Below are 23,243 nucleotides of genomic sequence, written 5' to 3'. Positions count from 1 at the left end.
GAGGCGAGAACTGCGCTCGCCTCCGACAGGGTCAGAAAACCTGCAGCCCGATCGTCCACAGCAGCGTACTGAAGACGGCGACGCTGACGGCCGTGCCGACGGCGTTCCCGATAACGGTCACTCGGTCGTTGCGGGGGCGCTCGCCAGCCGGAGCCCGGGCCTTTGTCGGATTCATGTCGTTCACCTCTTCTTTTTGCGTTTCCTCTTGGGCGAACGCGCAGGATAGAGGGGAGGAACGCGACCAGGGGGCGGCAGGGTACACCCTCGTACAGACAATCGGGGCCGTGCACGAAAAAATGGCAGCTGCGCGATTTGTGCAACTGCCATCGTGCCTTCGAATCGTGTCGATCAGTTGCGCTCGATCACGGCGCAGGCCAGACGGTCGCCTGCCGCGCCCGAGGGCTGGCTGCGGTAGTCGTCGGCCGTGGCGTGGACCACGAGAGCGGATCCATCGTCATCGAACAGCGTCGCGTCACCCTCGAAGCTCACATTGGGGTTGAAGACCTGAGCCATCATCTTGCCGTCCTGCCCGACCGTCTGGTTGGGCATGTCGCCTGCATGCGGACCGCCTTCGATGAAGTAGCCGTGCTGCTGGCCGTCCGGATTGTAGTGGCCTCCGGCTGACTCGAAGCCCCCGGATGCATCGCACTGACCGGTTTCGTGGATATGGAAGCCGTGCGGCCCCGGCGGCAGGTTCGAGACTTCGGCCCTGATCAGAACGCCATTGGGGGTGTTGATCAGTGTCGCCGAGCCAATGGTCTGTCCGTCCCTGTTTTTGAACACGGCTCGTGCATCCCCAGGCGTGGAGGTCGGCTGCTGCTGTGCCAGGGCGGGAGCGGCGCTTGCCAGGAAGACCGTGCAGAGGAGAAGCTGCTTCATCATCGTTCCATTCATCCGGTTGGGGAGTGAGCCGCCATGCGGCGAGTCCGGGACCGCATACATGCGCTCGGTACGAGAACCCACCTCCTTGTCAGGCGTTCCGGAAAGCACGGTGACGTGATTCCTGGAATCGGTACGCTGTCGTACATGAAGCTGCCGAACCGGGTTTCGGCCGTTCAGACTCCGTCGGTCGGCGTCGGATGACGCTGCTTCGGAGGCGGATCCGGCTCGGAAGCGACGATGCTGACCCTGGCAGCATCGATCCTGCGGAGTGCTTCATCCTTGTCATAGGGGAAGGGAAGGCCCTCGGCTGCCTGGGCAAGGCTGTCCAGCTGGCGCAGCGCGGCCTCCCGGGAGCCCTCGTCGGTGAGAACGCCTGCCAGCTTGCCCAAAGTGTCGGCAATATGGATCAGGAGCGCCGGCTTCTCTCTGGACGCCTGCCTGATCTGGTCGAAACAGGCATCGACGAGGCCGATGGTTTCGGAATGGCTGGCGATGACGCGAAGGTGGCCCTTCTCGTCGCGCAGCCGGCCCGGCACCTGTGCCCGCATCTGGATCGCCTCGATGGCCTCGCCGAGACGGTCGACCACCGCGATGGCGGTGAAGGGATCATTGATGCCCGGAGAAAGGGCACGCAGGGCGACCTCGACCAGCTGCCGGAACGAGAATTCGAGGTCCTGGGTCGCATTGCGCTCAGGCCCGATGACGAAGGCCTTCCGGATCTTCTTCACGGCCCGGCCATTGATCGGGCTATCCGAGCGGATCTCGACATGGTTGCCGGTCCTGAGCAGAAAATGCCCAGCGCGGACCGGCACCCGGAGGATGGCGTCGTACTCATTCGCGACATCGACGAGCACGTTGTAATCGATGGTCTGGATGTAGCCGGCCTCTCCAATGGAAATCCAGGCAGCATGGGGAGGAAGCTCCTCCTCCACGGGAGGGGGCGGTGCATCCTCCTTGTCAGGCAGGATATCGTTGAGGGATTCGTGCAGCCGCCTCGCGACGTGCTCGACCACGTTGTCGGCCACGATGGAGTGCGCGATCTTGTGGACGTAGAAGAGCAGGGCGAACAGGCAGGCCAGCGTCAGCACGGTCCCGACCGTCACCGCAAGGTGAGGAACGGCTGCGCGCGCGAGCTGGTCATCCAGGGTGCGCAGCACGATGACGATGTAGAAGATCGTGCCGAGAAACAGCCCGATGATCGATTGGATCTGCCGATCCTCGATGAATCTCCAGATGAGGCGCGGCCCGAGCTGGTTGGCGGCAAGGGTGAGGATGACGAACGTCATCGAGACGACCAGCGACGTGATCGTCATCATGCCGGAAAGCAGCGTCGAGAGAAGATTGCGCGCCGTCGCCGCATCGCCGCTGAAGAGCCACCAGAGATCCGTGTCGCCGAACTGGGTCCAGTTGAATCTCTGGGACAGCATGACATAGGCCAGCCCCAGAGCTATCAAGGTCATGAATGCGGGGAGAAGCCAAAGCTGTCCGCGCACGGTGATGAGGATCTGCCTCAGCCGGATCATATGGGGGATCTCTGCTCAGCCATGCGATAGGGCGGCGTCGGAACCAGGAACCGTGCGGCGAGGGCAACGCAGGCAAAGAGGTAAACGAAGCTCGTCGGCACGCCCATGATGAGGCCCGCGAGCTGCTGATCGGCAAGAGCCCCGAGGCCCCACAGATCGGACCTGTCGCCGTACCAGGTGTAGAGCGGCCGCGGCGCGAAGATGATCAGGACACTCAAGAAGCCGCCATGAAGCATGGTGAGGAAGCCTGCCGCAATCGCAGCGGGCAGGGTCGCCGTGCTACGCGCCGCCAGCACGAGGCTCTGCCAGAACAGCATCGCCGTGACGAAGAAACTGAGGTGCTCGAGCGTGTGAATGGCCTCGTTGCGCAGGGCTGCCTCGTAAAGCGCCGGAGCGTGCCAGACCCACATCGCTACGCCATGAAGGGCGGCCGCCGGGAGCGGGCGCAGGAGGAAGGCCGTCCGGCGGCCGAGAAGGCGCAGGCCTGCGCTGCGGCCCATGGCGCGGCGGGTGCGCTGCGGCAACGCCCAGGGGAGCGCCGCGCCCGGCCCCCCGGCCAGGAGAAGCGGCGGTACGACGGCAACGAGAAGCACGTGCTGGATCATGTGGGCCGTCAGCAGGGTATCCCCGAGCGCATCGAGGGGCGAGACGAGAGCCACAATGAGAACGAGGGCTCCCGCCGCATAGGATGCGACGCGTGGCATGGAGATACCGCGCCCCAGTCCCGCGCTCGCCCAGAGGCGCACGACGCCCCGTGCATAGAGCCCGAAGGCCAGCACCATCGGGGTGACGATCCACGGATCGAAGGTCCAGTGATGCCACACGTCTTCGGGCCCGACCGGCAGGCCGTCGCTGTGGGCTAGCGCATTTCCGGGCAGCAGCAGTGCTATTATGGCGGGAAGAACCCACATCATCTTGCCTATGCGCAGGGCGGAACGATCAGAGCCGGGATGCCGTTCCAGGCGATGGCGACCAGCGACAGTCCGGCGATGGTGATGGTCGTGTAACGCATGAAATCGTTGACGGGCTTGTCGTCGCGCGAGGTACGCGCCGGTCCGCGACGCCAGAGAGCCAGCAACAGCACCGCAAGCACCGCGGCCAAGGCAAGGATCGTGAGGATGCTGACGGTAAGGGGAACGACTCCGAACCCGAAATAGGTCTGGCCGGCGAAGAGCCGGGCGCAGGCCAGGGCGTTGAAAATGTAGACGACGCCGAAATGGGCTCCCCAGATGAGAAACCCTCCGGACATGAAAAGCGACCTGCGGATGAAATTGGTGTCGCCCATCGGTCCTACCCCAGCAGCCGCGGGAAGATGTGAACGACGACGAGGGCCACGAGGCCCTGTGCGACGCCGTAGTGCCAGAACAGGTGCGTGTTGTCGAAGGTCGAGCGGCGCACGCGGTTGAGGCGTCCTGTCAGTGAGCGGGCGACCGTGTAGAGCGCCATCACGGAGAGGACCGTGACGAAGAAGCCCTGGAAGGACGACAGCATGTAGACCACGGCCCCGTAGCCGCTGTCCGTCGGGCGCACCTCCGTCGAGAGCTGTCCGAGAACCTCGAGGGAAACGGCGCCAAGGATGAGCGGCACGGCAAGGATAAGGGCGATGCGGGTCGGCCAGGAGCTTCGCTCCGGTACATGAGACAGCCTTCTGCCCGCAAACCAGATCAGAGCGCTGCTGGCGACATAGAGAAGCGCCGCGCCGATGGGCCAGCCGAACCAGGGAAGGGCCTCGCCAGATCTCGGCCAGATGTCGGGATTGACGGTCCAGAGGAAGAAATACGAGAAGATGAGGCAGGCGAAGACCGTTCCGGTCACGAGGATCAGGACGATCATCGCCCACCAGGAGTGGCTCATCGAGCCCGTCATGTAGGTGGGAAGCACGAGGCCTCCGCCGACGTCGATCTCCGGATCCACTGCCGGACCCGGATCGCTGCCCCAGAGCCACCAGATCACGAAGGCGATGGCTAGGATGCCGCACACGAGGGCGGGAATGTACAGCTTGATCGTCAGGCCGAGGAAGAAGCACGCCGTGAAGAGAGCGGCGAGCACGGTTGGCCAGCTCGGGCCGGGCAGTTGCAGAATGTATTGCGGACGGGCGTCGATCGGACTTGTGATGATCGTTTCGCGTCCTCCGGTCTGCGCTCCGGGCAGGAAGTAGCGTCCGGCTTTGACATCCTCGGCGAGGTTGGGCTGATCCCAGATCGGCTCCCGGCTGGTGATGATCGGGATGGAGCGGGTCTGGTAGTTCTCGCTCGGAAGCCATTCCAGGGTGCCGGCATTCCAGACATTGCCTGCATTCTCGCCGCGGAAGGGCCGGAAGTTCTTCGCAAGGTCCACGAGGAAGATCAGAACACCCAGCCCGATCATGTAGGAGCCGAGCGTCGAGATCATGTTCAGCGTGCCCCAGCCCATTTCCGCAATATAGGTGTAGGTGCGCCGGGGCATGCCCATCAGGCCGGTGATGTGCATCGTGAAAAAGGTGACATTCACGCCGATGAACATGAGCCAGAACACCCACTTGCCGAGAGTCTCGGAAAGGGGCCGCGACGAGGCGGTGGGCGCCCAGTAATAGAAGGCCGCGAATATGGGGAAGACCATTCCGCCGATCAGAACGTAATGGAAATGTGCGACGACGAAGTAGGTGTCGTGCGCCTGCCAGTCGAAGGGAACGACGGCCACCATCACGCCGGTGAGGCCGCCGAGCACGAAGATGAACAGGAAACCCAGCAGGAAGTAGGTCGGCGTCCGCATCTGGAGCTTGCCCGATGCGATGGTCGAGATCCACGCGAAAACCTGGATTCCGCTCGGGATCGCAACCGCCATGCTCGCCGCCGAGAAGAAGTTCAGGGAGAGCGTCGGCAGCCCTGTGGTGAACATGTGGTGGACCCACAGGCCGAAGCTGAGGAAGCCCGTGGCGATGATCGCAAGAACGACGAGGCGATAGCCGGAAAGCGGCGTCTGCGCCATGGTCGGCACCATCATGGACACCATGCCGGCGGCCGGCAGGAAGATCACGTAGACCTCCGGGTGCCCGAAGAACCAGAACAGGTGTTGCCAGAGAAGGGGATCGCCGCCTTGCTCCGCAATGAAGAAAGGCCAGTGGAAGGCCCGTTCGATCTCGAGCAGGAGGGTTGCGGTGATGATAGCCGGAAAGGCGAAAACGATCATCAGCGCAAAGATCAGCATGGCCCACGAATAGATCGGCAGCTTGTCGAGACTCTGCCCGGGGGCGCGTGTCTTGAGGATGCCGACGATGATCTCGATGGCGCCGGCAATGGCCGAGATCTCGATGAAGCCGATGCCGAGGAGCCAGAAATCGGCATTGATGCCGGGCGAGTATTTGTAGCTCGTCAGCGGCGGGTACATGAACCAGCCGCCGTTCGGGGCCAATCCGAAGAAAAGGCTCGTGAAGAAGGCCGTGCCGCCGATGAAATAGGCCCAGAAGGCGTAGGCCGAAAGGCGGGGGAACGGGAGATCGCGCGCGGCCTGCATGTTGGGCAGAAGATAGACGCCCATCGCCTCCACCATCGGCACGGCGAACAGGAACATCATGATCGTTCCGTGCATAGTGAAGAGCTGGTTGTAGAGATCGTGCCCTATGAGCCGGAACTCCGGCTGCGCTAGCTGGGTGCGGATGATCAGAGCGAGGGCGCCCGCCAGGACAAAGAACAGGAGCGCCGCGCCGACATACCAGACGCCGACATAGTTGTTGTTGACCGCCGAGAGGAAGTGAAAGCCGCGAGGGGCGCGCCACACCTGCTTGAGGCGCTCCAGCTCTCCTTCCGGCCGTGGCGTTGAATTGGGCAGGTGAACGGGCGTGTCCTGCTGCCTCGCCCGCGTATCCGCAATCCCGCCTTCGTAGGTCGTGTCGCTCACTTAAGGCTCTCCAGGTAGGCCGCGATGGCCCGCAACTCCTCGCCCTGCAGATTCCCGAAGGACGGCATGAGATTGTCGGGCTTCAGGTGCTGGGCCGAGGAAATCCAGCCGGCGAGGGTGCCGATATTGTTGGGATAGGTGCCGGCGGCAATCGAGAGCCTGCTGCCGATGTGGGTCAGGTCGGGACCGATCACGCCGTCAGCCGGCGTTCCGCGCACGGTGTGGCAGGCGCCGCAGCCGTTCTCGATGAAAAGCTCGCGTCCGCGCGCGATGAAGGGGATGGTCGGTTCGAGGGCAGGTCCCGCCTCGACGGCATACCAGGCGTCGAATTCGGCCTGGGGCATGGCGACGACGTAGAAGGCCATCAGCGCGTGCTGCTCGCCGCAATATTCGGCACATTGACCGCGATAGATGCCGGGCCGATCGGCGGAGAAGCGGGTGACGTTCACATCGCCCGGGATCATGTCGAGCTTGCCCGCGAGGCTCGGCACCCAGAAAGAGTGGATCACGTCCTGGGTCTTGAGCACGAACTCGATCGGCCGGCCGGTCGGGATCCTGATCTCGTTGGCGCTGACGAGGCGGATTTCGCCCTCGGCATCGACGTAGTGCACGCGCCACCACCACCGCTCGCCGACCACTTCGATCCGAAGCGCAGGCGGTTCGCCCGTGACGATGGTCCGGTTCAGGATCAGCCCATAGATGAGCAGGGCGGTCAGCGTCACCACGGGGAAGACGATGCCGAGCGAGATGATGAAGGTCCTGTTCGTCATCCACCGGCGCCGTTCCGGCCGGGCGAACATGGCGAAGGCGGTCAGGCCCAGGACGAGCAGGAAGATCAGCGTCCCGCCGATGAACATGATCCAGCTCAAGGTCTCGATGGCTCCGGCGCTGGGCCCGTATGTCACCATCGTGGACTGGATCCACATGAGCGCCCGGTCGAGAATGGCCGAGGGCTGCGCGGAGGCCGCGGAGATGCTGCCGATCGCGGCGGTCAGGCATGACAGGGAGGCGGCGAGGAACCGGGAGCGTCTCATGGTCGTCACCGCAATGTGTAGAGATAGGCGGCCACGTGGCGGGCCTCATCCTCTGTCATGTCGAAACTGGGCATGCCGGTATTCGGGGCGATGGAAGGAGCATCCTTGACCCAGCGCACGAGGACCGTCGGGTGATTAGGGACAATCCCGCCGATATACTGACGCCGCGCGAAATCCGTGAGCGGCGGGCCGACGATGCCATGCGCGCCCCGGATGCCGGGGATGACGTGGCACACGCCGCATTCATAGGCTGCTGCGATGGCCCGGCCAATCGCAGGATCCCCGCCCACGATCCGCTGGACCTGCGGATCAAAGCTCTGGAAGCTGTCATTGCTGCTCTGCGCGGGCTCTTCGCTCCCGGTGCATGCGGCCAGGAGAGAGACAAGCGCCGACGCGAGAGCGGCTCTGGCCTGCTCGGCCCGGCTCGTCCTTGCCTTTCCTGCGTGCTGTGGCCTGCATTGCATCATTATCGGATCGCGAGCTCTAGCGGTTTGGGTCCGGCCTTGGGCCCGTGGTCGTCAGGTTGGGTCCCTCTCGGGTCTGTTGTGGCAGATAGGGCGGCCTCAGGTTTGTGGAAGCCGCATCGTCCAACCCCGGCAGAACGGTGCTGCCCGGATTGGGGCGGGGGGTGGGATCGGCTCCCACCGATGTCGGGTTGCCCGTAAAGGTCTGCGGGATCTCGACATTGGGCACGGTTGCCGAGGGGATGTCGGCCTCCGTGGGTGTTACCTCCAGGGGGCGCACGGAGGCGTAATAGAGCGATACGGCGCGGATCTGCTCGTCCGTCATCGCCTTGGATATGAGCTCCATGACGTTCATGGGGTCGCCGTCGCGCCGCCCCTGCTTCCAGAGCAACAATTGCAGTTCCAGGTAATTGGCGTACTGGCCGGCAAGATACGGATAGAGCGGCGCCTGGCCGATGCCATTGGGACCATGGCAGCCGTTGCAGGCGGGAACGCCCTGTTCCGGAATGCCGACCGCTGCGATGGCGCCGCCGATCTGCCGGGTTCTGAGATCGACCGGCGGAGGCGGCGGATAGGGCGCCTCCTTGATCGAGGCGTAATAGGCGGCAAGATCCTGCATCTGCTGAGGGGTGAGCATCTTGGCGATGGGACCCATGATGCTATTGGGACGCAGGCCCACCGCATAATCCTGAAGGGTCTTGTAGAGATACCAGCCGACCTGATCGCTCAGGCGTGGAAAGGCGCCGCTCGTATTGCCGACGCCGTTGAGCTCATGGCATTGGGCGCAGGAAACCCGGAGCTCTCCATGAATGCCGCCGAAGGCGAGAAAGCGCCCGCGGTTGGGGTCGGCGCCGGGGCTGAGTTCATTGCCTCGGCGCGGCTCAAGCCCGAAATCCTGTGACAGGACCGGCAGGCTCAAGGTCGACGCCCCGAGGCATGCTGCAAAGATGAGGGTTCCCGTTCTCATGCCTGCACCAGGGAACGTGGCGATTTCATGTATTGCTTGAGCATGGCGTCCACCGCCCAATAGGCGAGCGCACCCACCGTATCTGTCGGGTTGTAGCCAGCGTTCTGCGGAAAGACGCTCGATCCCATGACCCACAGATTGTGCAGGTCCCAGGACTGGAGATAGCGGTTCACGACGCTCGTCGTCGGGTCGGTGCCCATGATCGCACCGCCGGTATTGTGTGTCGTCTGGTAAGGCACGATGGAATAGTGATCGTCGAGCCAACCGACCGAGACGCTGCGGCCGCCCATGGCCCTGGCGATATCCCACGCCTTTTCCGTCACGTAGCGCGACATCAGCCGGTCATTGTAGGGAAAGTCGTAGGTGATCATGCCGAGCGGCTGGCCGAAGGCATCGGTGTAGGTCGGGTCGAGGCCGATATAGTTGTTGGGATGAGGCACCGACGAGCCGTGGATCGAGATCGTGACGGTACTGTTGTAGTGCTGCGCCACTGCCCGTTTCCATTCCAGGCCCCAGCGCGGCGTGCCGTCGGGGACCGGATGGTGATGGATCGGGCGGCCGCTCGTCTGGTAGGCCGCGATATAGGCCCCGCCGATGAAGCCGAGGCCCGAATGGTCGAAGCTGCCGTTGTTGAACTCGTCGACGGCGGTTCCGAGCGAGCCTGCTCCCATGAACGGATTGATGTGCTTCTGGCCGTCGTAGAAGACGTCGATCGAGGTCATGGTCTGGTAGGTATAATTGCGGCCCACGGTTCCCGTGCGCGTCGCAGGGTCATAGGGCTGGCCGATGCCCGATTGCAGCATGAGGATCGGGTTGTGGTGCGCGAAGGCGCAGAGCACCACCATGTTCGCGGGCTGGAAGGTCTCGCGCCCTTGGGCGTCGATATAGGTGACGCCCGTGGCGACCTTCGCCTGCCTGTCCCAGTCGATCCGGGTCACATAGGCACGGGTGCGCAGCTCGAAGTTCTTGTTGGCGAGCGCATAGGGAAGGATGGAGACCTGGGGGCTCGCCTTGGCGAAATGCTCGCAGCCATAGGTTTCGCAGAATCCGCAATACATGCAGGGCTTCAGCTCGGCCCCGTAAGGGTTCGTGTAGTGCCGCGTCGAATTCGAGGACGGGACCGGGAAGGGACGATAGCCGAGGGCCCGCGCGCCCTGCTCGAAGAGGTATCCCGAATGACTCTGCTTCATCGGCGGGTTTGGATAGGGATCGCTGCGAGGACCCTCGAACGGGTTTCCACCCTCCTGAATCACGCCGTTGAGATTGCCCGCCGTGCCTCCCGTGCCACAGATCTTCTCGAAGAACGAGTAGTACGGCTCGATTTCGTCGTAGGTGATGCCCCAATCCTGGATCGTCACTTCGTCGGAGAGAAAACCGCTCCCGTAGCGCTCGTTCACCCATGAGCGCAGTACGAACCATTCCGGCTGGAACCGCCATGTCTGGCCGTTCCAGTGGACCATCGCTCCGCCGACGCCTTCGCCCGGCAGGAAGGAGCCGAGCTGGCGCAGAGGCAGAGCCGGCTGTCCGACGAAATTTCGGAAGGTCAGTGTCTGGATGTTCGGGTCCTGCATCAGCGAATGGCGGACCGAATATTTCAGCTCGTCATGCATGGTGGGCGACTGGAAGTCGGGGATGGTCTGGCGCATCTGCCCGCGCTCCAGCGCGACCACCGTATAGCCGGCCTCCGCCAGTTCCTTGCCCAGGATGGATGCCGTCAGGCCGCCGCCGATGAGAGCGACGTCGACAGGCTTCATGCGGATCGCCATTCGGTATCCCCTTACTTGTGGACGTGGCCGTCATGCCCGGCGAGATGCTCGAGGCGTGCGGTCTGGTTCGAGATGCTGATGGGCGGGCGCGTGTAGGGCAGGTCGTAGAGCTCCACGAGGTCGACGTACTGCGCATAGGCTCCGGGAAATCCGATCATGCGCCAGGCGACCATGTCCCGGTTGCCGCCATAAGCGGGGTCGGCGAAGAAGCCTTCGACGGTATTGGCAAGCAGGGTTTCGAAGAACACCGGAGAGGGGATGGAAGGCAGCTGGATCTCGCCGCTCTCGAGCCCTGCCAGAACCTGGTCCATCACGGGTTCGCCGAGTTCCCAGAACTCCCGGCCGCCATGAGCCTGCCGGACATACTGGCGGGTTTCCTCGATGCCGATCCGGTAGAGTTCGGCCGGCGCATAGCGAAGCTGATAACCCTGCTGCGGCGGGGCGTCTGGAGCCCAGGGGCCTTTGAGATACATGCGTGCGCCCGCGCCGTAGGCGCCGGCCAGCTGGCGGTCGATGAAGTTGAGGACGCCGGCCCATGCGGCGCCCGGCCATTCCGGGTCGGCAGGGATGAGCCGCTCCACGGCCGCCTCGACGAAGGCTGCCTCCTGATCGTTGAAGAAGAACAGCACGCCTGTTTCGACCGTCGGACTCTGCTGCGGCGCCGGCGAGAGGGTGACGGTGGCGGGGGCATTCGCCTGGGCAACCTGCTGATGACCCGCCTCGGCTGCGGCGGCCTCCGGCACGGTGGCTGCAACGCCGGCTGCTCCGGCGGCCCGGAGGAGATCGCGACGAGAGAGTTTTTCGGTCATGTTTCTTTCTCTCCTGGTGCTCAATTCCTGAGCGTCACCCACAGGCAGGACTGGTAGAAGGGCTGATCCCTGTAGGCGTCGCAGAGCTGCGGGCCGGGCAGCGGGGGCAAAGTGTTCTCTCCGCGCACGTCGCTGGTGGAATCCTTCGGTCCGCTGTAGCCGGTGGTGGTCCCGTTGGTCGTTCCGGCGCCAACCTGCGCGGTCTCGGCCTGCGTCGACTGGCCCGACCCTCCCTGGCGGTCCTGACTGAGGCTGCCTCCGAGATTTTGCTGGGCAATGGCGGGCACTGGCATCGTGAGCAGCGCGAAGGCGGCAACTGCGTAAAGAAATTTTCTCACGGCTCACCTCCTCACTGGTTGGACGGGAACGATGGGCAGCGGCGTCATCGGCGCTCCGGTCTCCGCGATCTCCGGCGTAACGACGGGAGGACGGATCGAGGCGTAGTACTGCGAGACCGCATGGATCTCCTCGTCGGTCAGGCGCTTGGAAATGTTCTCCATGATCCCGAAGCCATCGCCTTTCCGCCGGCCCGTCTTCCAGGCCAGCATCTGCGCCTCGAGATAGGCGGCGTACTGACCGGCCAGATAAGGATATGTCGGCGGCAGGCCGATGCCGTCCGGTCCGTGGCAGTTGATGCAGCCCTGCACGCCGCGCTGGGCATTGCCGATGGCGGCAAGAGCCGCTCCGAGTTGTAGGACTTCCGGATCGACCCTCTCGGGCGGCGGATAATCGGCCTCCTTCTGGGCCGCGTAATAGGCCGACACATCCCGCATCTGCCTGTCTGTCAGGGCCCTGGCGATGGGGCCCATGATCTCGTTCTGCCGGACGCCGGACGCGTAGTCCTTGAGGGAATCGTAGAGGTACTTGAAGGTCTGATCGGTCAGGCGCGGAAAGATGGCGGCCCTGTCGCCCCGCCCATCGATTCCATGACAGCGGAAGCACGCGCCTTCGGCAGGGCGGATCGGGGGGCGGCCCTCGCCGGCATCCAGGCCCGGCGGTACCGCATAGGCTCCGACCACGACGGCGCGCCCGCGCTCGAGGTCGGCATTGCGGACATCATAGGCCTCGATGGTCTGGATGCGCCCGTCCTGGGCCTGCCCAACCGTCACGAATAGAAGACCGGCCGCAAGGGCCGCGAAGGCGATGCTGGGGTGAATGGCAGGCACACTTGTTTCCTGTGACCGGACGGGCTGTGAGAGGGAACCAATTGCTGCCCCGCTTGTTCCGTCGGACACGGCACAGCTTCTTGCTGCTCCGTACGGTAGCGGACGATTCTGCGCCGGCGATCCGGGCCAGACGCTCTGCAGCTTCACTGGAACCATCGCTCCGACGACCCATTCCACCGAAGTGCCTGCCGCCATGGAATGGTCGCGCCTGAAGAGAAACCGTCAGACTGCAAAGGAGAGGCTGAATGTTCGACTGGATCACGGGCTTCGTCGAGACGAGCGGCTATTTCGGCATAGCATTCCTGATGCTGGCCGAGAACGTGTTTCCGCCCATTCCGTCCGAAATCATCATGCCGCTCGCCGGATTCACCGCAAAGCAGGGAAGCCTCAGCCTCGTCGGCGTCATTCTGGCCGGGAGCATCGGCTCCGTCGCCGGCACGACCGTCTGGTATTTTCTCGGGCGCTGGATCGGTTTGGAACGCCTGAGGTCCTTTGCCGCCCGTCATGGGCGCTGGCTGACCCTGACGCCGGAGGAACTCGACCGGACCCAGCGCTTCTTCGAACGCCACTGTGGAAAGGCCGTCCTCATCGGGCGCCTGATCCCCGCCGTACGGACCCTGATCTCCGTTCCCGCCGGGATCGTGGCGATGGGTCTGGGCCGCTTTCTGCTCTACTCCACCGTGGGAACCCTCTTCTGGGTCTCGCTCCTGGCGGGGGCCGGCTATCTCCTCGGATCGCAATACCAGGCCGTATCGGGCTGGCTTAACCCCATCACGAACGTCATCATCGGTCTTGCCGTGCTCTGGTATCTCTACCGGGTCATCACTTTCCGTCCCAAGGCGGCCTAGCCCGATCTCGGGCGCAGCCGCCGCAGCCAGTCGGCGAAGGGTCGCGGCTGCGGGCGCGGCCTTGCGAGTAGCACCGCGCCCTCGCGCGTCTTGCGGATGTGGAGGGTGCGGGTGTGGAATTCCTCCAGGCCCGGCCTGTGGCCGATGGAGAGCACCGAAGCGCCGGCGAGTTCGTCTTCGAAGAGCGCCAGCATGGAGGCTTGGTTATCGTCGTCGAGGGCAGACGTCGCCTCGTCCATGAAGACCCAGCGCGGCTTGTGCAGGAGAACGCGCGCAAAGGCAACCCGCTGCTGCTGGCCGAGGGACAGCGACTGGTCCCAGCGCTTCTCCTCGTCCAGGTGGCCGATGAAATCGGCAAGCCCGCAGCGCTCCAGGGCGGCCTTGACCATTTCGTCGTTGAAGGTGCCCGGAGCCGCGGGATAGCACAGGGCGGCGCGAAGGGTTCCGAGCGGCAGATAGGGGCGCTGCGGCAGGAACATCATGTACTCGGGCTGCGGGATCTGAATCACCCCCGACCCCCACGGCCAGAGGCTGGCGATGGCCCGGAACAGGGTGCTCTTTCCCGAGCCCGACTCGCCGACGATCAGCACCCGCTCTCCGATCTGGACCTCGGCGGTGGCGTCCTCGATGATGATGCTGCCATCGCTCAGCGCAATCGAGAGATTTTCAAAGCTCAGCCAATCCTGAGGATGGCGGCGAATTTCGATGCGCCGGTTCTCCTCGATGACGCGGTCGAGGTCGAGCGCAGCCTGGCGGAAGGTGGCGACGCGCAGAACCGCGGAGCGCCAATCGGCGATCTTCGGGAAATTGTCGACGAAATAGCGAAGTGCAGCCTGCACCTGATTGAAGGCCCCGACCACCATCATCAGCTCGCCGAAGGTCAGCTGCCCCGTGAAATAGCCGGGCGCTGCCGCCAGGATCGGCACCACGATGGCGAGCCAACCGTAGCCCGAGGTGATCCAGGTCAGACGAGCAAGGGCGCCCGACAGCCTGCGCGTCGCATGCAGGACCGTGTCGACGACACGGTCGAGGCTTCTTCGCTCGTCCGGCTCGCCCGAGTAGAGCGCCACGCTCTCGGCGCTCTCGTTCACCCGCACCAGAGCGAAGCGCAGGTCGGCCTCCCTGGCATAGCGAAGCGTGTTGAGGCGGATCAGCGGGCGACCCACGAGCCAGGTGAGACCCGAACCGATGCCCGCATAGCCGATGGCGACCCAGACCATGTAGCCGGGAATGACGACTTCCTCGCCGTTGATCATGAAGGTCGCGTAGGAGGAAAGCGTCCAGAGCACCCCGATGAAGCTGACGAGGAGCATCAGCGCCTGGAGCATGCCGACCCCGAGCTCGGTCGTGAACTCGGAGAAAAGGCGGCAATCCTCCTGCATGCGCTGGTCGGGCTGCGCGCCGGCCTGTCCGACGAGCCCAAGCTGATAAGCCCGGTTCGGCCTTAGCCAGAGATCGAGGAGAATATGGGTCAGGCACTCGCGCAGGCGGATCTTGAGCCGCTCCTGCAGCCAGGTCTGCGCGACCACCATCGTCAGCAGGAAGGCGATGATGCCCAGAAACACCACCAGCTGCCACGAAAAGGCGTTCGAGTTCCGCTTCTCGACCGCATCGAAGAAGGCGCCGTTCCACTCATTGAGGCGCACCTGGCCGATCATGTTGCCGATGAGAATGACGAGGATCGCCAGGGCCAGGCGCAGCATGGGCCAGCCCTTACGGCCTTGGACCATGTCGCGAAACAGCACGTACATCTCGCGGGCGACGTTCTCCCCGTCCTTCCGGCCCCCGGACCCTCCGCTGCGGCGTGGCGGTCCCGCGGTTTCCAGGTGATCCGGGCGTGCAAGCTTGGCCTCCTGCTCGAGGCCTGTGGATGCTGCCGGTGGCGAGTTCTGTTTCGACGCGAGTGAGGCAGGATCCGTCATGGCAGCTTCATTGATCTCCGGCGCCTGCGGCGCTCTCGCTCTTAAAGCATCAACAAAAGCTCAAGCCTGACGGAGCTTGTGGAGTTCCAGCATCCAGGCCCGGCGGATCGCCGGTTTTGCGCCGCAGTGCGAGGTCTGCGCCGCCATCGTTCGCTGGGGTACCAAGTTCAGGTTCGGCGGGGGCAGGGCAGGAGAATTCGCCGACGGGCGAGGCGGATCACCCCAAGACGAGCAGGCCGACGAGGATGACGAGGAGGAGACCGAGTGCGCCGCTGGGCCAGAGCCCCCACGTCCGGCTGTACGGCCAGACGGGCACTGTCGCGATAATGAAGAACACGACGACGCCGATGAGAATGGCACTATAGGGCAGCAATACAGTACTCCTTGGCAGGACGATCCTGCCGATGGGAACACGAGCACGGCCAAACTGTTCCGCCTGAGAGGCAGGCGCCCGGCGGGTGCTGCCGCGCTGGCCAACGGAAGTGGAGAACGGGATGAGCACGCGGGTCTGGATCATGCTGGCGGCGGCGATTGCAGCGATCATTCTGCTGCTGATCATATCGCCGACCGCTTTCCCATGATCTCGCCCATGATCTCGGCGCGAAACTCTCCCCATCACGTCTGAAGCATTGATCTGGTGCAGGAATAGATGTCGGGAGTGCCGGGTTTGTACCGAGTGCCCGACTGTCAGTCCCAGCCTCAGGAGACGCCCCTATGCCTGACCTCACCGGAGCCGTCGTCGTGATCACCGGCGCATCGAGCGGCATCGGCCGCGCTGCGGCGCGTGCCTTCGCCCAACGCGGCGCCAACCTCGTTCTTGCTGCCCGCCGCGAGAATGTGTTGCGCGATGTGGCGAAGGAGTGCGAGCAGTTCGGCGGAGAGGCCATCGTTGTTCCGACCGATGTCACGGATGCGGACGCCGTCACCCAGCTCGCGAGGGCCGCTATCGACGCCTACGGTGGAATCGACATCTGGATCAACAATGCCGGCATCGGCGTCTTCGGATCCTACACGCAGGCGCGGATCGAACTGCATCGGCGCGTGATCGAGACCAATCTGCTCGGGACCATGTACGGAACAGCCGCCGTGCTGCCGGTTTTCCAGCGGCAGGGGCACGGTACTCTCATCAACAACATCTCCCTGGGCGGGTGGGCGCCGATGCCCTTCGCGGCGGCCTATACGGCCAGCAAGTTCGGCCTGCGCGGATTCACCGCCAGCATCCGGCAGGAACTCGAGGACTATCCGGAGATCCATGTCTGCGCCGTTTTTCCCGCTATCGTGGACACGCCTGGCTTCTCTCATGGCGCGAATGTTTCCGGGCGCGTCCTCGAGCCGGGGGGCACGATCTATGCGCCGGAGGATGTGGCGGAAACCTTCATAGGCCTTGTCGCTCATCCCAGAGACGAGACCGCGGTTGGCTGGCCCGCCCGGGCTGCGCAGATCGCCTATGCCCTGGCGCCGGGCCCGACCGAGCATCTGATGGGCGTCGCGATGCGCCGCTATCTCAGGAATGCGGAGCCCGCCTCCAGGACGGAAGGGACCGTGATGCGCTCATCTCCACAAGGCCGCAGCGTCAGCGGAGGCCTGCGTCGGAGGAGGGGACGTTCAGGGCGCTCGCGCTATCTCGGCTTCGCCCTTGCCGCCGCGACCCTGGTGGCCGGAACCACGGCAGTGCTCGGCATGCGATCGTCCCGCTGAAGGCTTAGTAGTCAATACTGGCTGCGACCTGTGCTGTGGTGATCTTCACCATCATTGTGCAGGGCCTGACCCTGCGCGCGTGGTGACGCGACACACTTGACCTGAAAACGACGTGCTCCCGGCTGCGTGACAGCCGGGAGCCTTGGGCCAACTATGTGGTCTTAGCGGTTCTTGCCGCCTTTTCCTCCGCCATGACCACCACCGTGTCCGTCATGGCCTCCGTGGTGTCCGCCGCCATGACCGCCCCCGTGGTGGCCGCCGCCGTGTCCACCTCCATGATGTCCACCGCCATGCCCGCCACCGTGGTGTCCACCGCCGTGGCCGTCTCCATGGCCACCGTCATTGCCGCCGTTATCTCCCCCGTTTCCATTGTCGCCACCGTTACCGGTATCGCCGCCATCATTGCCGCCGTTCCCGGTGTCGCCACCATTATCGCCGCCGTTGCCGGTGTCGCCGCCGTTTCCGCCGTTTCCGCCGGTGCCACCATCATTTCCGGAGCCGCCGTCGTTCCCGCCGGTGTCGCCTCCGTTCGAGTTCCCTCCGGAATTGCCACCCCCGGTGTTCCCGCCCCCTCCGGAACTGCCGCCGCTTCCTCCGCCAGAGCCTCCGCCGCCGGAGTTCCCTCCGCCGCTACCGCCTCCGCCGGCATTTCCGACGCCTGCGCCTCCGCCGCCTGCGCCGCCGCCACCGTTGTCGCCGCCATCGCCTCGGCTGTCAGCGACAGTGCCTCCTCCCGAGCCTCCAGCCTGACGGCCGGGCAATCCGGTTGCGGGGTTCACCCAGCCATCGTTGTACATGTAGTGGCTATCCGAGAAGCGGACGGCCGGCGGAGCGCCGACGGGTCCAAGGCGGCCCAAGGGAGCGGGGGCGACATTCACCGAGCCGGTGGCGGTCACGTCGGGCCCGAGTCCAGGATGCGCCTGCGGGACGAGCGCGCAGCTGCAGGTCTCCTCGCCCCGGATGATGCGAACGCGGCAATCGCCATAGGCTGACGGATTGGGAACCGCCGGCACGCATTGTTGAACTGGCCTCCGCCAATTCGCCGCCAGATCGGCTGCATACAAAGATGAGGAAGATGTCAGGAACAGACCGGTGCAAGACAAAGCGATAGCGTGCGAACGCTTCATGGTTCACCTACATAGTTGAAGATATGATGATTATCCGCGAATGAGCGAACGGCTTTGTAGAATGACGTTGCTTTAGGAATATCGTTCCCGAATTGGACTAAAAACTACTTTAAGTAGGAATGCTTGCTTGCGGGACTATCGCTGTGGTTGATAAATATAACTGGAATATTGCCAAGGTTAAAATGTTGGCTGTTGTTCGCTGTGAGAGCAGGTGGTCAATGCTTTCCGTTGCACCGTGCCTGCCAGAGCCAGACCGGCAGCGCACCGACGCGCCCGCGGATCGAAGTCTGAATGGTTCCGTCGAGCACGCCGGAATCGAAGACGGAGCAGGCTGCTCCGGCGGCCTCATATAGCTCGTCCGTGAGGGCGACATGGGCATGGTGGGCCGCCGCCACTTCCATCAACCGGCTTGCCACGTTCACCGTGTCGCCGATGGCAGTGATATGCTGATGGCTGCCGCCGCCCAGGCGCGATGCGACGATGACGCCGTAATGCGCCCCGATCTTGAACCCGATGCGCGACGAGAGGTGCTCCGGCAATGAAGCCAGCCAGGCTTGCATGCGCGAGCAGAGCCCGACGCAGGCCTCCACGGCATGGCAGGCATCTTCCGGGCCGGGCTCGGGCAGGCCGAAGATCAGCATTGCGCCGTCGCCCATGAAGCTGACGACAGGGTCGTGGTGGAGCACGGCCTCGTCATCGACGAGCGCGTGAAAACCCTTGACGATCTCCCGCGTCTCATCCGGGCTCAGGTCTTCGCTCAGACCCGTGAAGCCGGAAAGATCAATGAAAACCAGGGCAGCCTTCTGTCTGACCGGTTGCGTGAGGAAGCCTGGATCCTGCGCCAGCCGCGCGGCCAGTCGCGGCGGCTGGAACTGCCTGAGGGTGGAACTCTCCGCTGCGAACTTCTCCGCTCGCCGTCGGTCGAGCCAGAGGCGAGCCGCGCCAAAGAGGGTGGCCGGCGGCGCTGCTGCAGCCAGGGGAAGCGTGGCACTCAGCCAGATGCCATGCGAGAAGGCTATGGCCGTCGCGCCAATCCAGAGCAAGGCGACGGTGCCGATGAGCGCAAAACCCAGGGAACTGCGGTGCCAGGCGAGCAGCAGCACAAGGAGGATCGGCAGCAGAACGGCCACAGCGGCGTCGGCCATCCGCACGCGCCGGTCGCGGATCAGCCCGTCGCCTGTCGTTAGATGCGCAATCGCAGTGGCCATGACCTCCACTCCCGGCAGGACGGGATCGAAGGGCGTCGGAAAGACGTCGCCGCCTCCCGTGACGATGCCGCCCACCACCACGATCCTGTCGCGAATGTCCTCTGCGTTCGGCCTGTTGCGAAGGACCTCGATTGCGCTGATCGTGCGGATGGCGCCGCGCGGACCATAGAAGCGCAAAGGCAATGCGTAGCCGAGATCGGTGCCGATCCGAACCGGTCCGAGCATGATGAGGCCGCGGTCGAGGACGGGATCCTGCGCAATCGCGACGGAGGCTGCCCTTAAGGGAAATGAGGGGACCAGCTGCCCATCGGAGCGGAGCAGGAGGGGAATATGGCGCGGAGTGCCTGAGGGGTCCGTTGTGACATTGACCACGCCGAGGGCGGCGCGCATTCCAAGCGAAGATACAGGGACCAGCAGGTCTTTCGCCACCGGCACGCTCGCGAGATCGTTTCCATCCGAAAAGGAAAGGGTCTGGACGGCGCGCTCGAAAGTGCCCGCTGCGGCGAGCACGCTCGGCGTCTTTTCGAGGCTGCGGGCGAGGGCCTCGTCGCCGTCCTGTGGCCCGGCATCGACAAACAGAATGTCTATGGCCACGACCTTGGGGTTATGTCGTCCGATCCCGTCGAGGAGTTTTGCGACGGTGATGCGAGGAAGCGGGTAGGAGCCTGCCTCCTGCACCGTTTCGTCGTCGATGGCGACGATCGTCACCGTATCGGGCGCTGGCCGCTCGCCCTGGATCAGAAATCGCAGATCCGTCAATGTCCCTTCAATACGGTCGAGAAAGGAAATGCCGCCGCGCCAGTGAGAAAAGGCGAGGGACGCGCCCCAGAAACCCGCAAGTCCGGCTGCGATGAGAGTGGCGAAATGGCGCTTGCCGCGCATTGGTTCTTCAGCGCCCGAAGCGGGCCAGCAGGGCATTGGCGCGGGCAGCGGGCCAACGCCTGACCGTCAGGGGACCCGTGCCGGCTTCGACGTCGACGCCCTCACCGGGGCCGAGACGCACGCCGGTGCGGGCGGGGGGACGTCTGACCACGACCCGGCCGGTAACCACGAAGACTGAGCTTCGTCCGCCTGCCACGTCCACCACCCATTGCGTGCCGCGCACGGCCGCAATGGCCTGGGGCGTGAGAACGCGGAAGCCGCCTCGCCGGACGCTGTCCTGGACATCGATCAGGAGCGCGCGGCTGCGCAAGGTTGCGGAGTCGGGGCTGCCGTCCCCGCTGCTGTCGAGAAGCGTGTAATTGGCCCCGGCTTCGGCCTCGATCGTCAGCCCATCGCGGCAATGCAGAATCTGTCGCGCCGGAGCCCCGGCCGCTGGCTGCAGCACACAGGCCGGGGCCTGCGCTCCCGCTTCGAACGCCGCCAGCAGGAAGCCAAGAAGGGCGAATGCCGCCAGGGCCTGCGGGCTTGCGATGCGGACCGGGCAACGCGCCAATGCCCATCCCATGACATATCTCCCTGTTCGTGACAGGTGCTCCGCATGATAGCCCAGCTCGCCAAGGGAAGCAGGATATTCCGTATGATATGATCCTGAGACAGATGAAAGGCTCATTCCTTGGGCGTCACGGTGATTGCGATCCGCCCATCGGTCTGACGGTCGAACGTTGCCGCATATGTCGCATCCTGTCCGGAGGCTTCGCTTTGGCCTTTGTCGAGCGCGTCGTTCGTCAACTCCGAAATGAGTTCAACGCGTTTCTCCGCGGGAAGGCCAGGATCGAAGCTCACCACCGTTGCACCGAGAGACAGAACCGTATCGGTGATCGCCGCAACCGCATCCGCACCGGGGCGGTCCTGCAGGAGATCCGCTTCGAGCACAATTCTGCCGGTACGCGGCGGATTGGAGCGTCCCTGCACGAGAACAGCAACATGATCCGACGAGAAACGGCATTCCAGGCTGTCGCTTCCGCTGCAAGCCTCGAGTTTGAAGCGGAGATCCGAATCGACTTGCTTCAAAGCCTTGTTCGCAAGGGCGTCGAACTCCCGTGGCGATTTGCGGAAGGGCGCAGGAGAAGCGGATCCTTCCCCACCCATCGCGATTGCGAAGGCTGCCGTCACGAGCGCCTCGCGTCCTGCCTGTTTCATGCCGGCTCCGGAAAAGCTGCAAGAGCCGCCATTGCAATCTCGATCATGCCTCCCTCCGATACAGGAAAGTGCGGCGGACCATCGGCCTGCAAAGGAACGCAACGGTGAATCTCCGTGGCAGGCAATTCACCTCAGGAGGTAACCAGGACGGGCAATCGAAAGGGCTTTCGCATTGCGGATGAAATATTATCAACAGGAGGCGAGTGGATGACGCCTCCCAGAATTTTTTTGCCCGCGAGCCGGTCGGAAAAGATGCGGCTTTTCCAGGCTTTCAACCCCTTTCTTAATGCTTTCTCGCGATCCGTCCCGGAGTTCCGGTGCCTCGGACTCTTGGCGGACCGGGAATTGCTCTCTAAGATTCGTCCAAGCGAAGCAATGTGAGGACACGCTGATGGCGCGCAAGGATCTCGTGGCCCTTTACGGGCGACTCGGACTGATTGTCGCTGCGTTTGCGTTTATTGCGAGCATCGTTGCAGGACCTATCCTGCAGAGACTCTGGCTGTCGCCAGTGACCGTGTCGGAGCATAGCACCGAGCCCGTGTTCCGCTTGCCTGAGCCCGTGGCGCTCCAGGTCGAAAGTCAGGGCTAGCGCCCCGCTTCTTTTCCTTGCCGCAGCTCCTTAGGCGAGATCGCCTGCCAGAGGCGGGCATGTGGTTTTCGTTTCTCTCGAAATGACGCGATGAACATCAACAAGGTTTTGCGGCAGGAAACCCGGCAGGCGCTCGATGGCGCGCGCGAAATGATCCGTCACTACAACGGGTTGTATCCGCACGAGGATCTCGTACGCGATGTGCTGCGGATCTGCGATCGCCTGACGCCGGCGCTCATACCCCATCCGCGTCTCGACGAGACCAGGCGCATCGTCGAGGAACGGTGCGGCTTTCTCGTTCGCGTGGCGAATCGCTTTTCCGAACGCGATCCTGCGTCGATCGCCCTTGCGCGTGCGCAGGCCATCTCCGCCGTCGATCTCTTCCAGGATGCAGTGCTTGCATTGCGCCGGGCCTCCATTCCCGTTCCGCGAACGGGCATGTTGCTGAGGCGGAAAAGCCTCTGAAGACCCGGTGCGGTCGGACGGAGCGAAAGCCGTAGCTTGGCGTTGAACCTGAGGCGATATCGGGACCGAAGGGGAGGCGCACGGAATGACCAAGGCCAGAGATGCACTGGTTCAACGCCTTTGGCGCGGTCAGGACCCGCTCCGGGATTACCCGGCGCGACTCTACCGGCCCGACCGGCAGGGCTGGGGCTCGACCCATCACTATCTCACCGAAGCAATCGAGAGCCTGAAGCCTTCCATTGTCGTCGAAATCGGCGTCTGGAAGGGTAATTCCACCATCACGATGGCATCGGCGATGAAGGCGCTCGATCTGGATGGCGTCGTCATCGCAGTCGATACATGGCTCGGGGCCTGGGACCACTGGATCACCGACGAGTGGTTCGAGCACCTTAACCTCGTCAACGGGTATCCTGCGCTCTACCGCACCTTCGCCACGAATGTGGTCGAGGCCGGTCTGCAGGATTATGTGCTGCCTCTGCCGTTGGACTCCACCAATGCCGCCAATGTCCTCCGGCATTTCGGCGTGGAGCCGGATATCGTTCACATCGACGGCGGGCATGACTACAACGCCGTCGTCTCCGATCTCTCGGAATGGTGGCCCATGATCCGCCCCGGCGGCATTCTCATCGGCGACGACTATCCCTACTGGGACGGGGTCAGGACAGCCTTCGACGACTTCTTTGCGGAACTCGGCAAGACGCCGCTCGAATTCGATCCGCCCAAGTGCCGCATCACCAAGTAGGGCCCGCGATCGGGAGATGTGCAACCGGCATCGGCGAGCGGCGTTGACTTCCCTGCCGTCCACTACCCGTCTCAA

The 23,243-nt window shown here is 64.0% G+C and carries 25 protein-coding genes; 6 read left to right on the top strand and 19 right to left on the bottom strand.

The genetic code is table 11. The features are described 5' to 3' along the window. Positions 1 to 31 precede the first annotated feature (31 nt). From LG661_RS05550 to LG661_RS05490, 13 genes are all read right to left on the bottom strand, one after another. The gene (locus LG661_RS05550; RefSeq protein WP_230530881.1) at positions 32 to 175 is read right to left on the bottom strand and encodes a hypothetical protein; all 144 of its coding nucleotides are present in this window, start codon (positions 173 to 175) and stop codon (positions 32 to 34) included. Between the two features lie 173 nt (positions 176 to 348). Next, positions 349 to 882, bottom strand: a complete 534-nt coding sequence (locus tag LG661_RS05545; RefSeq protein WP_407666665.1) for a superoxide dismutase family protein — start codon at positions 880 to 882, stop codon at positions 349 to 351. 173 nt (positions 883 to 1,055) lie between these two features. Beyond that, on the bottom strand, positions 1,056 to 2,405 hold the full coding sequence (locus LG661_RS05540; protein ID WP_230530879.1) for a DUF2254 domain-containing protein: 1,350 nt from the start codon (positions 2,403 to 2,405) through the stop codon (positions 1,056 to 1,058). Continuing rightward, positions 2,402 to 3,319, bottom strand: coding sequence for a cytochrome c oxidase assembly protein (locus LG661_RS05535; protein WP_230530878.1), 918 nt, complete (start codon positions 3,317 to 3,319; stop codon positions 2,402 to 2,404). Before LG661_RS05535 ends, LG661_RS05540 begins: the two co-directional genes overlap by 4 nt. A 5-nt stretch (positions 3,320 to 3,324) precedes the next feature. Beyond that, complete coding sequence (locus LG661_RS05530; RefSeq protein WP_230530877.1) at positions 3,325 to 3,690, bottom strand: hypothetical protein; 366 nt, start codon at positions 3,688 to 3,690, stop codon at positions 3,325 to 3,327. A gap of 5 nt (positions 3,691 to 3,695) precedes the next feature. After that, positions 3,696 to 6,254, bottom strand: coding sequence for a cbb3-type cytochrome c oxidase subunit I (locus LG661_RS05525; protein WP_230530921.1), 2,559 nt, complete (start codon positions 6,252 to 6,254; stop codon positions 3,696 to 3,698). Positions 6,255 to 6,277: 23 nt separating this feature from the next. Next, on the bottom strand, positions 6,278 to 7,315 hold the full coding sequence (gene coxB, locus LG661_RS05520; protein ID WP_230530876.1) for a cytochrome c oxidase subunit II: 1,038 nt from the start codon (positions 7,313 to 7,315) through the stop codon (positions 6,278 to 6,280). Positions 7,316 to 7,320: 5 nt separating this feature from the next. Continuing rightward, on the bottom strand, positions 7,321 to 7,782 hold the full coding sequence (locus LG661_RS05515; RefSeq protein WP_230530875.1) for a c-type cytochrome: 462 nt from the start codon (positions 7,780 to 7,782) through the stop codon (positions 7,321 to 7,323). Between the two features lie 16 nt (positions 7,783 to 7,798). Beyond that, on the bottom strand, positions 7,799 to 8,746 hold the full coding sequence (locus tag LG661_RS05510) for a c-type cytochrome (protein ID WP_230530874.1): 948 nt from the start codon (positions 8,744 to 8,746) through the stop codon (positions 7,799 to 7,801). Then, a complete protein-coding gene (locus LG661_RS05505; RefSeq protein ID WP_230530873.1) occupies positions 8,743 to 10,512 on the bottom strand; it encodes a GMC family oxidoreductase in 1,770 nt (589 codons plus the stop codon). Before LG661_RS05505 ends, LG661_RS05510 begins: the two co-directional genes overlap by 4 nt. A gap of 11 nt (positions 10,513 to 10,523) precedes the next feature. Next, positions 10,524 to 11,321, bottom strand: a complete 798-nt coding sequence (locus LG661_RS05500; protein ID WP_230530872.1) for a gluconate 2-dehydrogenase subunit 3 family protein — start codon at positions 11,319 to 11,321, stop codon at positions 10,524 to 10,526. Positions 11,322 to 11,341: 20 nt separating this feature from the next. Next, positions 11,342 to 11,659, bottom strand: coding sequence for a hypothetical protein (locus tag LG661_RS05495; protein WP_230530871.1), 318 nt, complete (start codon positions 11,657 to 11,659; stop codon positions 11,342 to 11,344). Between the two features lie 3 nt (positions 11,660 to 11,662). Beyond that, positions 11,663 to 12,487 (bottom strand): c-type cytochrome, encoded by an 825-nt coding sequence (locus LG661_RS05490; protein WP_230530870.1) that lies wholly within the window; start codon positions 12,485 to 12,487, stop codon positions 11,663 to 11,665. Between the two features lie 245 nt (positions 12,488 to 12,732). Between LG661_RS05490 and LG661_RS05485 the strand changes: the two genes are divergently transcribed. After that, positions 12,733 to 13,335 (top strand): DedA family protein, encoded by a 603-nt coding sequence (locus tag LG661_RS05485; protein WP_230530869.1) that lies wholly within the window; start codon positions 12,733 to 12,735, stop codon positions 13,333 to 13,335. Here LG661_RS05485 and LG661_RS05480 read toward each other — a convergent pair. After that, positions 13,332 to 15,257: an ABC transporter ATP-binding protein/permease gene (locus tag LG661_RS05480; RefSeq protein WP_230530868.1), complete on the bottom strand. Its 1,926-nt coding sequence runs from the start codon at positions 15,255 to 15,257 to the stop codon at positions 13,332 to 13,334. The two genes, LG661_RS05485 and LG661_RS05480, sit on opposite strands and share 4 nt — an antisense overlap. A 217-nt stretch (positions 15,258 to 15,474) precedes the next feature. Next, positions 15,475 to 15,801: a DUF3309 family protein gene (locus LG661_RS05475; protein WP_230530867.1), complete on the bottom strand. Its 327-nt coding sequence runs from the start codon at positions 15,799 to 15,801 to the stop codon at positions 15,475 to 15,477. A gap of 170 nt (positions 15,802 to 15,971) precedes the next feature. Between LG661_RS05475 and LG661_RS05470 the strand changes: the two genes are divergently transcribed. After that, complete coding sequence (locus LG661_RS05470; protein WP_230530866.1) at positions 15,972 to 16,955, top strand: SDR family oxidoreductase; 984 nt, start codon at positions 15,972 to 15,974, stop codon at positions 16,953 to 16,955. Between the two features lie 151 nt (positions 16,956 to 17,106). Here the strand turns inward: LG661_RS05470 and LG661_RS05465 are convergent, their stop codons facing one another. Then, positions 17,107 to 17,286, bottom strand: coding sequence for a hypothetical protein (locus LG661_RS05465; RefSeq protein ID WP_230530865.1), 180 nt, complete (start codon positions 17,284 to 17,286; stop codon positions 17,107 to 17,109). Here LG661_RS05465 and LG661_RS05460 point away from each other — a divergent pair. Further along, positions 17,285 to 17,947: a hypothetical protein gene (locus LG661_RS05460; protein ID WP_230530864.1), complete on the top strand. Its 663-nt coding sequence runs from the start codon at positions 17,285 to 17,287 to the stop codon at positions 17,945 to 17,947. The two genes, LG661_RS05465 and LG661_RS05460, sit on opposite strands and share 2 nt — an antisense overlap. A 350-nt stretch (positions 17,948 to 18,297) precedes the next feature. Here the strand turns inward: LG661_RS05460 and LG661_RS05455 are convergent, their stop codons facing one another. The 3 genes from LG661_RS05455 to LG661_RS05445 all read right to left on the bottom strand — a co-directional run bounded on the left by LG661_RS05455 (position 18,298) and on the right by LG661_RS05445 (position 21,372). After that, on the bottom strand, positions 18,298 to 20,172 hold the full coding sequence (locus tag LG661_RS05455) for a CHASE2 domain-containing protein (protein ID WP_230530863.1): 1,875 nt from the start codon (positions 20,170 to 20,172) through the stop codon (positions 18,298 to 18,300). 7 nt (positions 20,173 to 20,179) lie between these two features. Further along, a complete protein-coding gene (locus LG661_RS05450) occupies positions 20,180 to 20,737 on the bottom strand; it encodes a FecR domain-containing protein (protein ID WP_230530862.1) in 558 nt (185 codons plus the stop codon). A gap of 101 nt (positions 20,738 to 20,838) precedes the next feature. Beyond that, positions 20,839 to 21,372, bottom strand: a complete 534-nt coding sequence (locus LG661_RS05445) for a hypothetical protein (RefSeq protein ID WP_230530861.1) — start codon at positions 21,370 to 21,372, stop codon at positions 20,839 to 20,841. A 391-nt stretch (positions 21,373 to 21,763) separates the two neighbouring features. Here LG661_RS05445 and LG661_RS05440 point away from each other — a divergent pair, with 391 nt between their 5' ends. The 3 genes from LG661_RS05440 (at position 21,764) to LG661_RS05430 (ending at position 23,168) form a co-directional block, all read left to right on the top strand. Further along, a complete protein-coding gene (locus tag LG661_RS05440; protein ID WP_230530860.1) occupies positions 21,764 to 21,961 on the top strand; it encodes a hypothetical protein in 198 nt (65 codons plus the stop codon). Positions 21,962 to 22,051: 90 nt separating this feature from the next. Further along, on the top strand, positions 22,052 to 22,426 hold the full coding sequence (locus tag LG661_RS05435; RefSeq protein ID WP_230530859.1) for a hypothetical protein: 375 nt from the start codon (positions 22,052 to 22,054) through the stop codon (positions 22,424 to 22,426). 85 nt (positions 22,427 to 22,511) lie between these two features. Next, on the top strand, positions 22,512 to 23,168 hold the full coding sequence (locus tag LG661_RS05430) for a class I SAM-dependent methyltransferase (RefSeq protein WP_230530858.1): 657 nt from the start codon (positions 22,512 to 22,514) through the stop codon (positions 23,166 to 23,168). Positions 23,169 to 23,243: the final 75 nt, after the last annotated feature.

The organism is Microvirga roseola (assembly GCF_020866965.1).
In the GTDB taxonomy this organism is placed as follows: Bacteria; Pseudomonadota; Alphaproteobacteria; order Rhizobiales; family Beijerinckiaceae; genus Microvirga; species Microvirga roseola.
The sequence above is the reverse complement of the archived record's forward strand: the minus strand, read 5'-3'. Positions and strand labels throughout refer to the sequence as shown.

What these genes read in the sequence shown, in the direction of transcription:
- LG661_RS05550 (WP_230530881.1), bottom strand. Translation starts at nt 175, where the DNA reads ATGAATCCGACAAAGGCCCGGGCTCCGGCTGGCGAGCGCCCCCGCAAC.
- LG661_RS05545 (WP_407666665.1), bottom strand. Translation starts at nt 882, where the DNA reads ATGATGAAGCAGCTTCTCCTCTGCACGGTCTTCCTGGCAAGCGCCGCT.
- LG661_RS05540 (WP_230530879.1), bottom strand. Translation starts at nt 2,405, where the DNA reads ATGATCCGGCTGAGGCAGATCCTCATCACCGTGCGCGGACAGCTTTGG.
- LG661_RS05535 (WP_230530878.1), bottom strand. Translation starts at nt 3,319, where the DNA reads ATGATGTGGGTTCTTCCCGCCATAATAGCACTGCTGCTGCCCGGAAAT.
- LG661_RS05530 (WP_230530877.1), bottom strand. Translation starts at nt 3,690, where the DNA reads ATGGGCGACACCAATTTCATCCGCAGGTCGCTTTTCATGTCCGGAGGG.
- coxB (WP_230530876.1), bottom strand. Translation starts at nt 7,315, where the DNA reads ATGAGACGCTCCCGGTTCCTCGCCGCCTCCCTGTCATGCCTGACCGCC.
- LG661_RS05515 (WP_230530875.1), bottom strand. Translation starts at nt 7,782, where the DNA reads ATGATGCAATGCAGGCCACAGCACGCAGGAAAGGCAAGGACGAGCCGG.
- LG661_RS05510 (WP_230530874.1), bottom strand. Translation starts at nt 8,746, where the DNA reads ATGAGAACGGGAACCCTCATCTTTGCAGCATGCCTCGGGGCGTCGACC.
- LG661_RS05505 (WP_230530873.1), bottom strand. Translation starts at nt 10,512, where the DNA reads ATGGCGATCCGCATGAAGCCTGTCGACGTCGCTCTCATCGGCGGCGGC.
- LG661_RS05500 (WP_230530872.1), bottom strand. Translation starts at nt 11,321, where the DNA reads ATGACCGAAAAACTCTCTCGTCGCGATCTCCTCCGGGCCGCCGGAGCA.
- LG661_RS05485 (WP_230530869.1), top strand. Translation starts at nt 12,733, where the DNA reads ATGTTCGACTGGATCACGGGCTTCGTCGAGACGAGCGGCTATTTCGGC.
- LG661_RS05480 (WP_230530868.1), bottom strand. Translation starts at nt 15,257, where the DNA reads ATGACGGATCCTGCCTCACTCGCGTCGAAACAGAACTCGCCACCGGCA.
- LG661_RS05475 (WP_230530867.1), bottom strand. Translation starts at nt 15,801, where the DNA reads ATGATCGCTGCAATCGCCGCCGCCAGCATGATCCAGACCCGCGTGCTC.
- LG661_RS05470 (WP_230530866.1), top strand. Translation starts at nt 15,972, where the DNA reads ATGCCTGACCTCACCGGAGCCGTCGTCGTGATCACCGGCGCATCGAGC.
- LG661_RS05460 (WP_230530864.1), top strand. Translation starts at nt 17,285, where the DNA reads ATGGCCACCGTCATTGCCGCCGTTATCTCCCCCGTTTCCATTGTCGCC.
- LG661_RS05465 (WP_230530865.1), bottom strand. Translation starts at nt 17,286, where the DNA reads ATGGAGACGGCCACGGCGGTGGACACCACGGTGGCGGGCATGGCGGTG.
- LG661_RS05455 (WP_230530863.1), bottom strand. Translation starts at nt 20,172, where the DNA reads ATGCGCGGCAAGCGCCATTTCGCCACTCTCATCGCAGCCGGACTTGCG.
- LG661_RS05450 (WP_230530862.1), bottom strand. Translation starts at nt 20,737, where the DNA reads ATGGGATGGGCATTGGCGCGTTGCCCGGTCCGCATCGCAAGCCCGCAG.
- LG661_RS05445 (WP_230530861.1), bottom strand. Translation starts at nt 21,372, where the DNA reads ATGAAACAGGCAGGACGCGAGGCGCTCGTGACGGCAGCCTTCGCAATC.
- LG661_RS05440 (WP_230530860.1), top strand. Translation starts at nt 21,764, where the DNA reads ATGGCGCGCAAGGATCTCGTGGCCCTTTACGGGCGACTCGGACTGATT.
- LG661_RS05435 (WP_230530859.1), top strand. Translation starts at nt 22,052, where the DNA reads ATGAACATCAACAAGGTTTTGCGGCAGGAAACCCGGCAGGCGCTCGAT.
- LG661_RS05430 (WP_230530858.1), top strand. Translation starts at nt 22,512, where the DNA reads ATGACCAAGGCCAGAGATGCACTGGTTCAACGCCTTTGGCGCGGTCAG.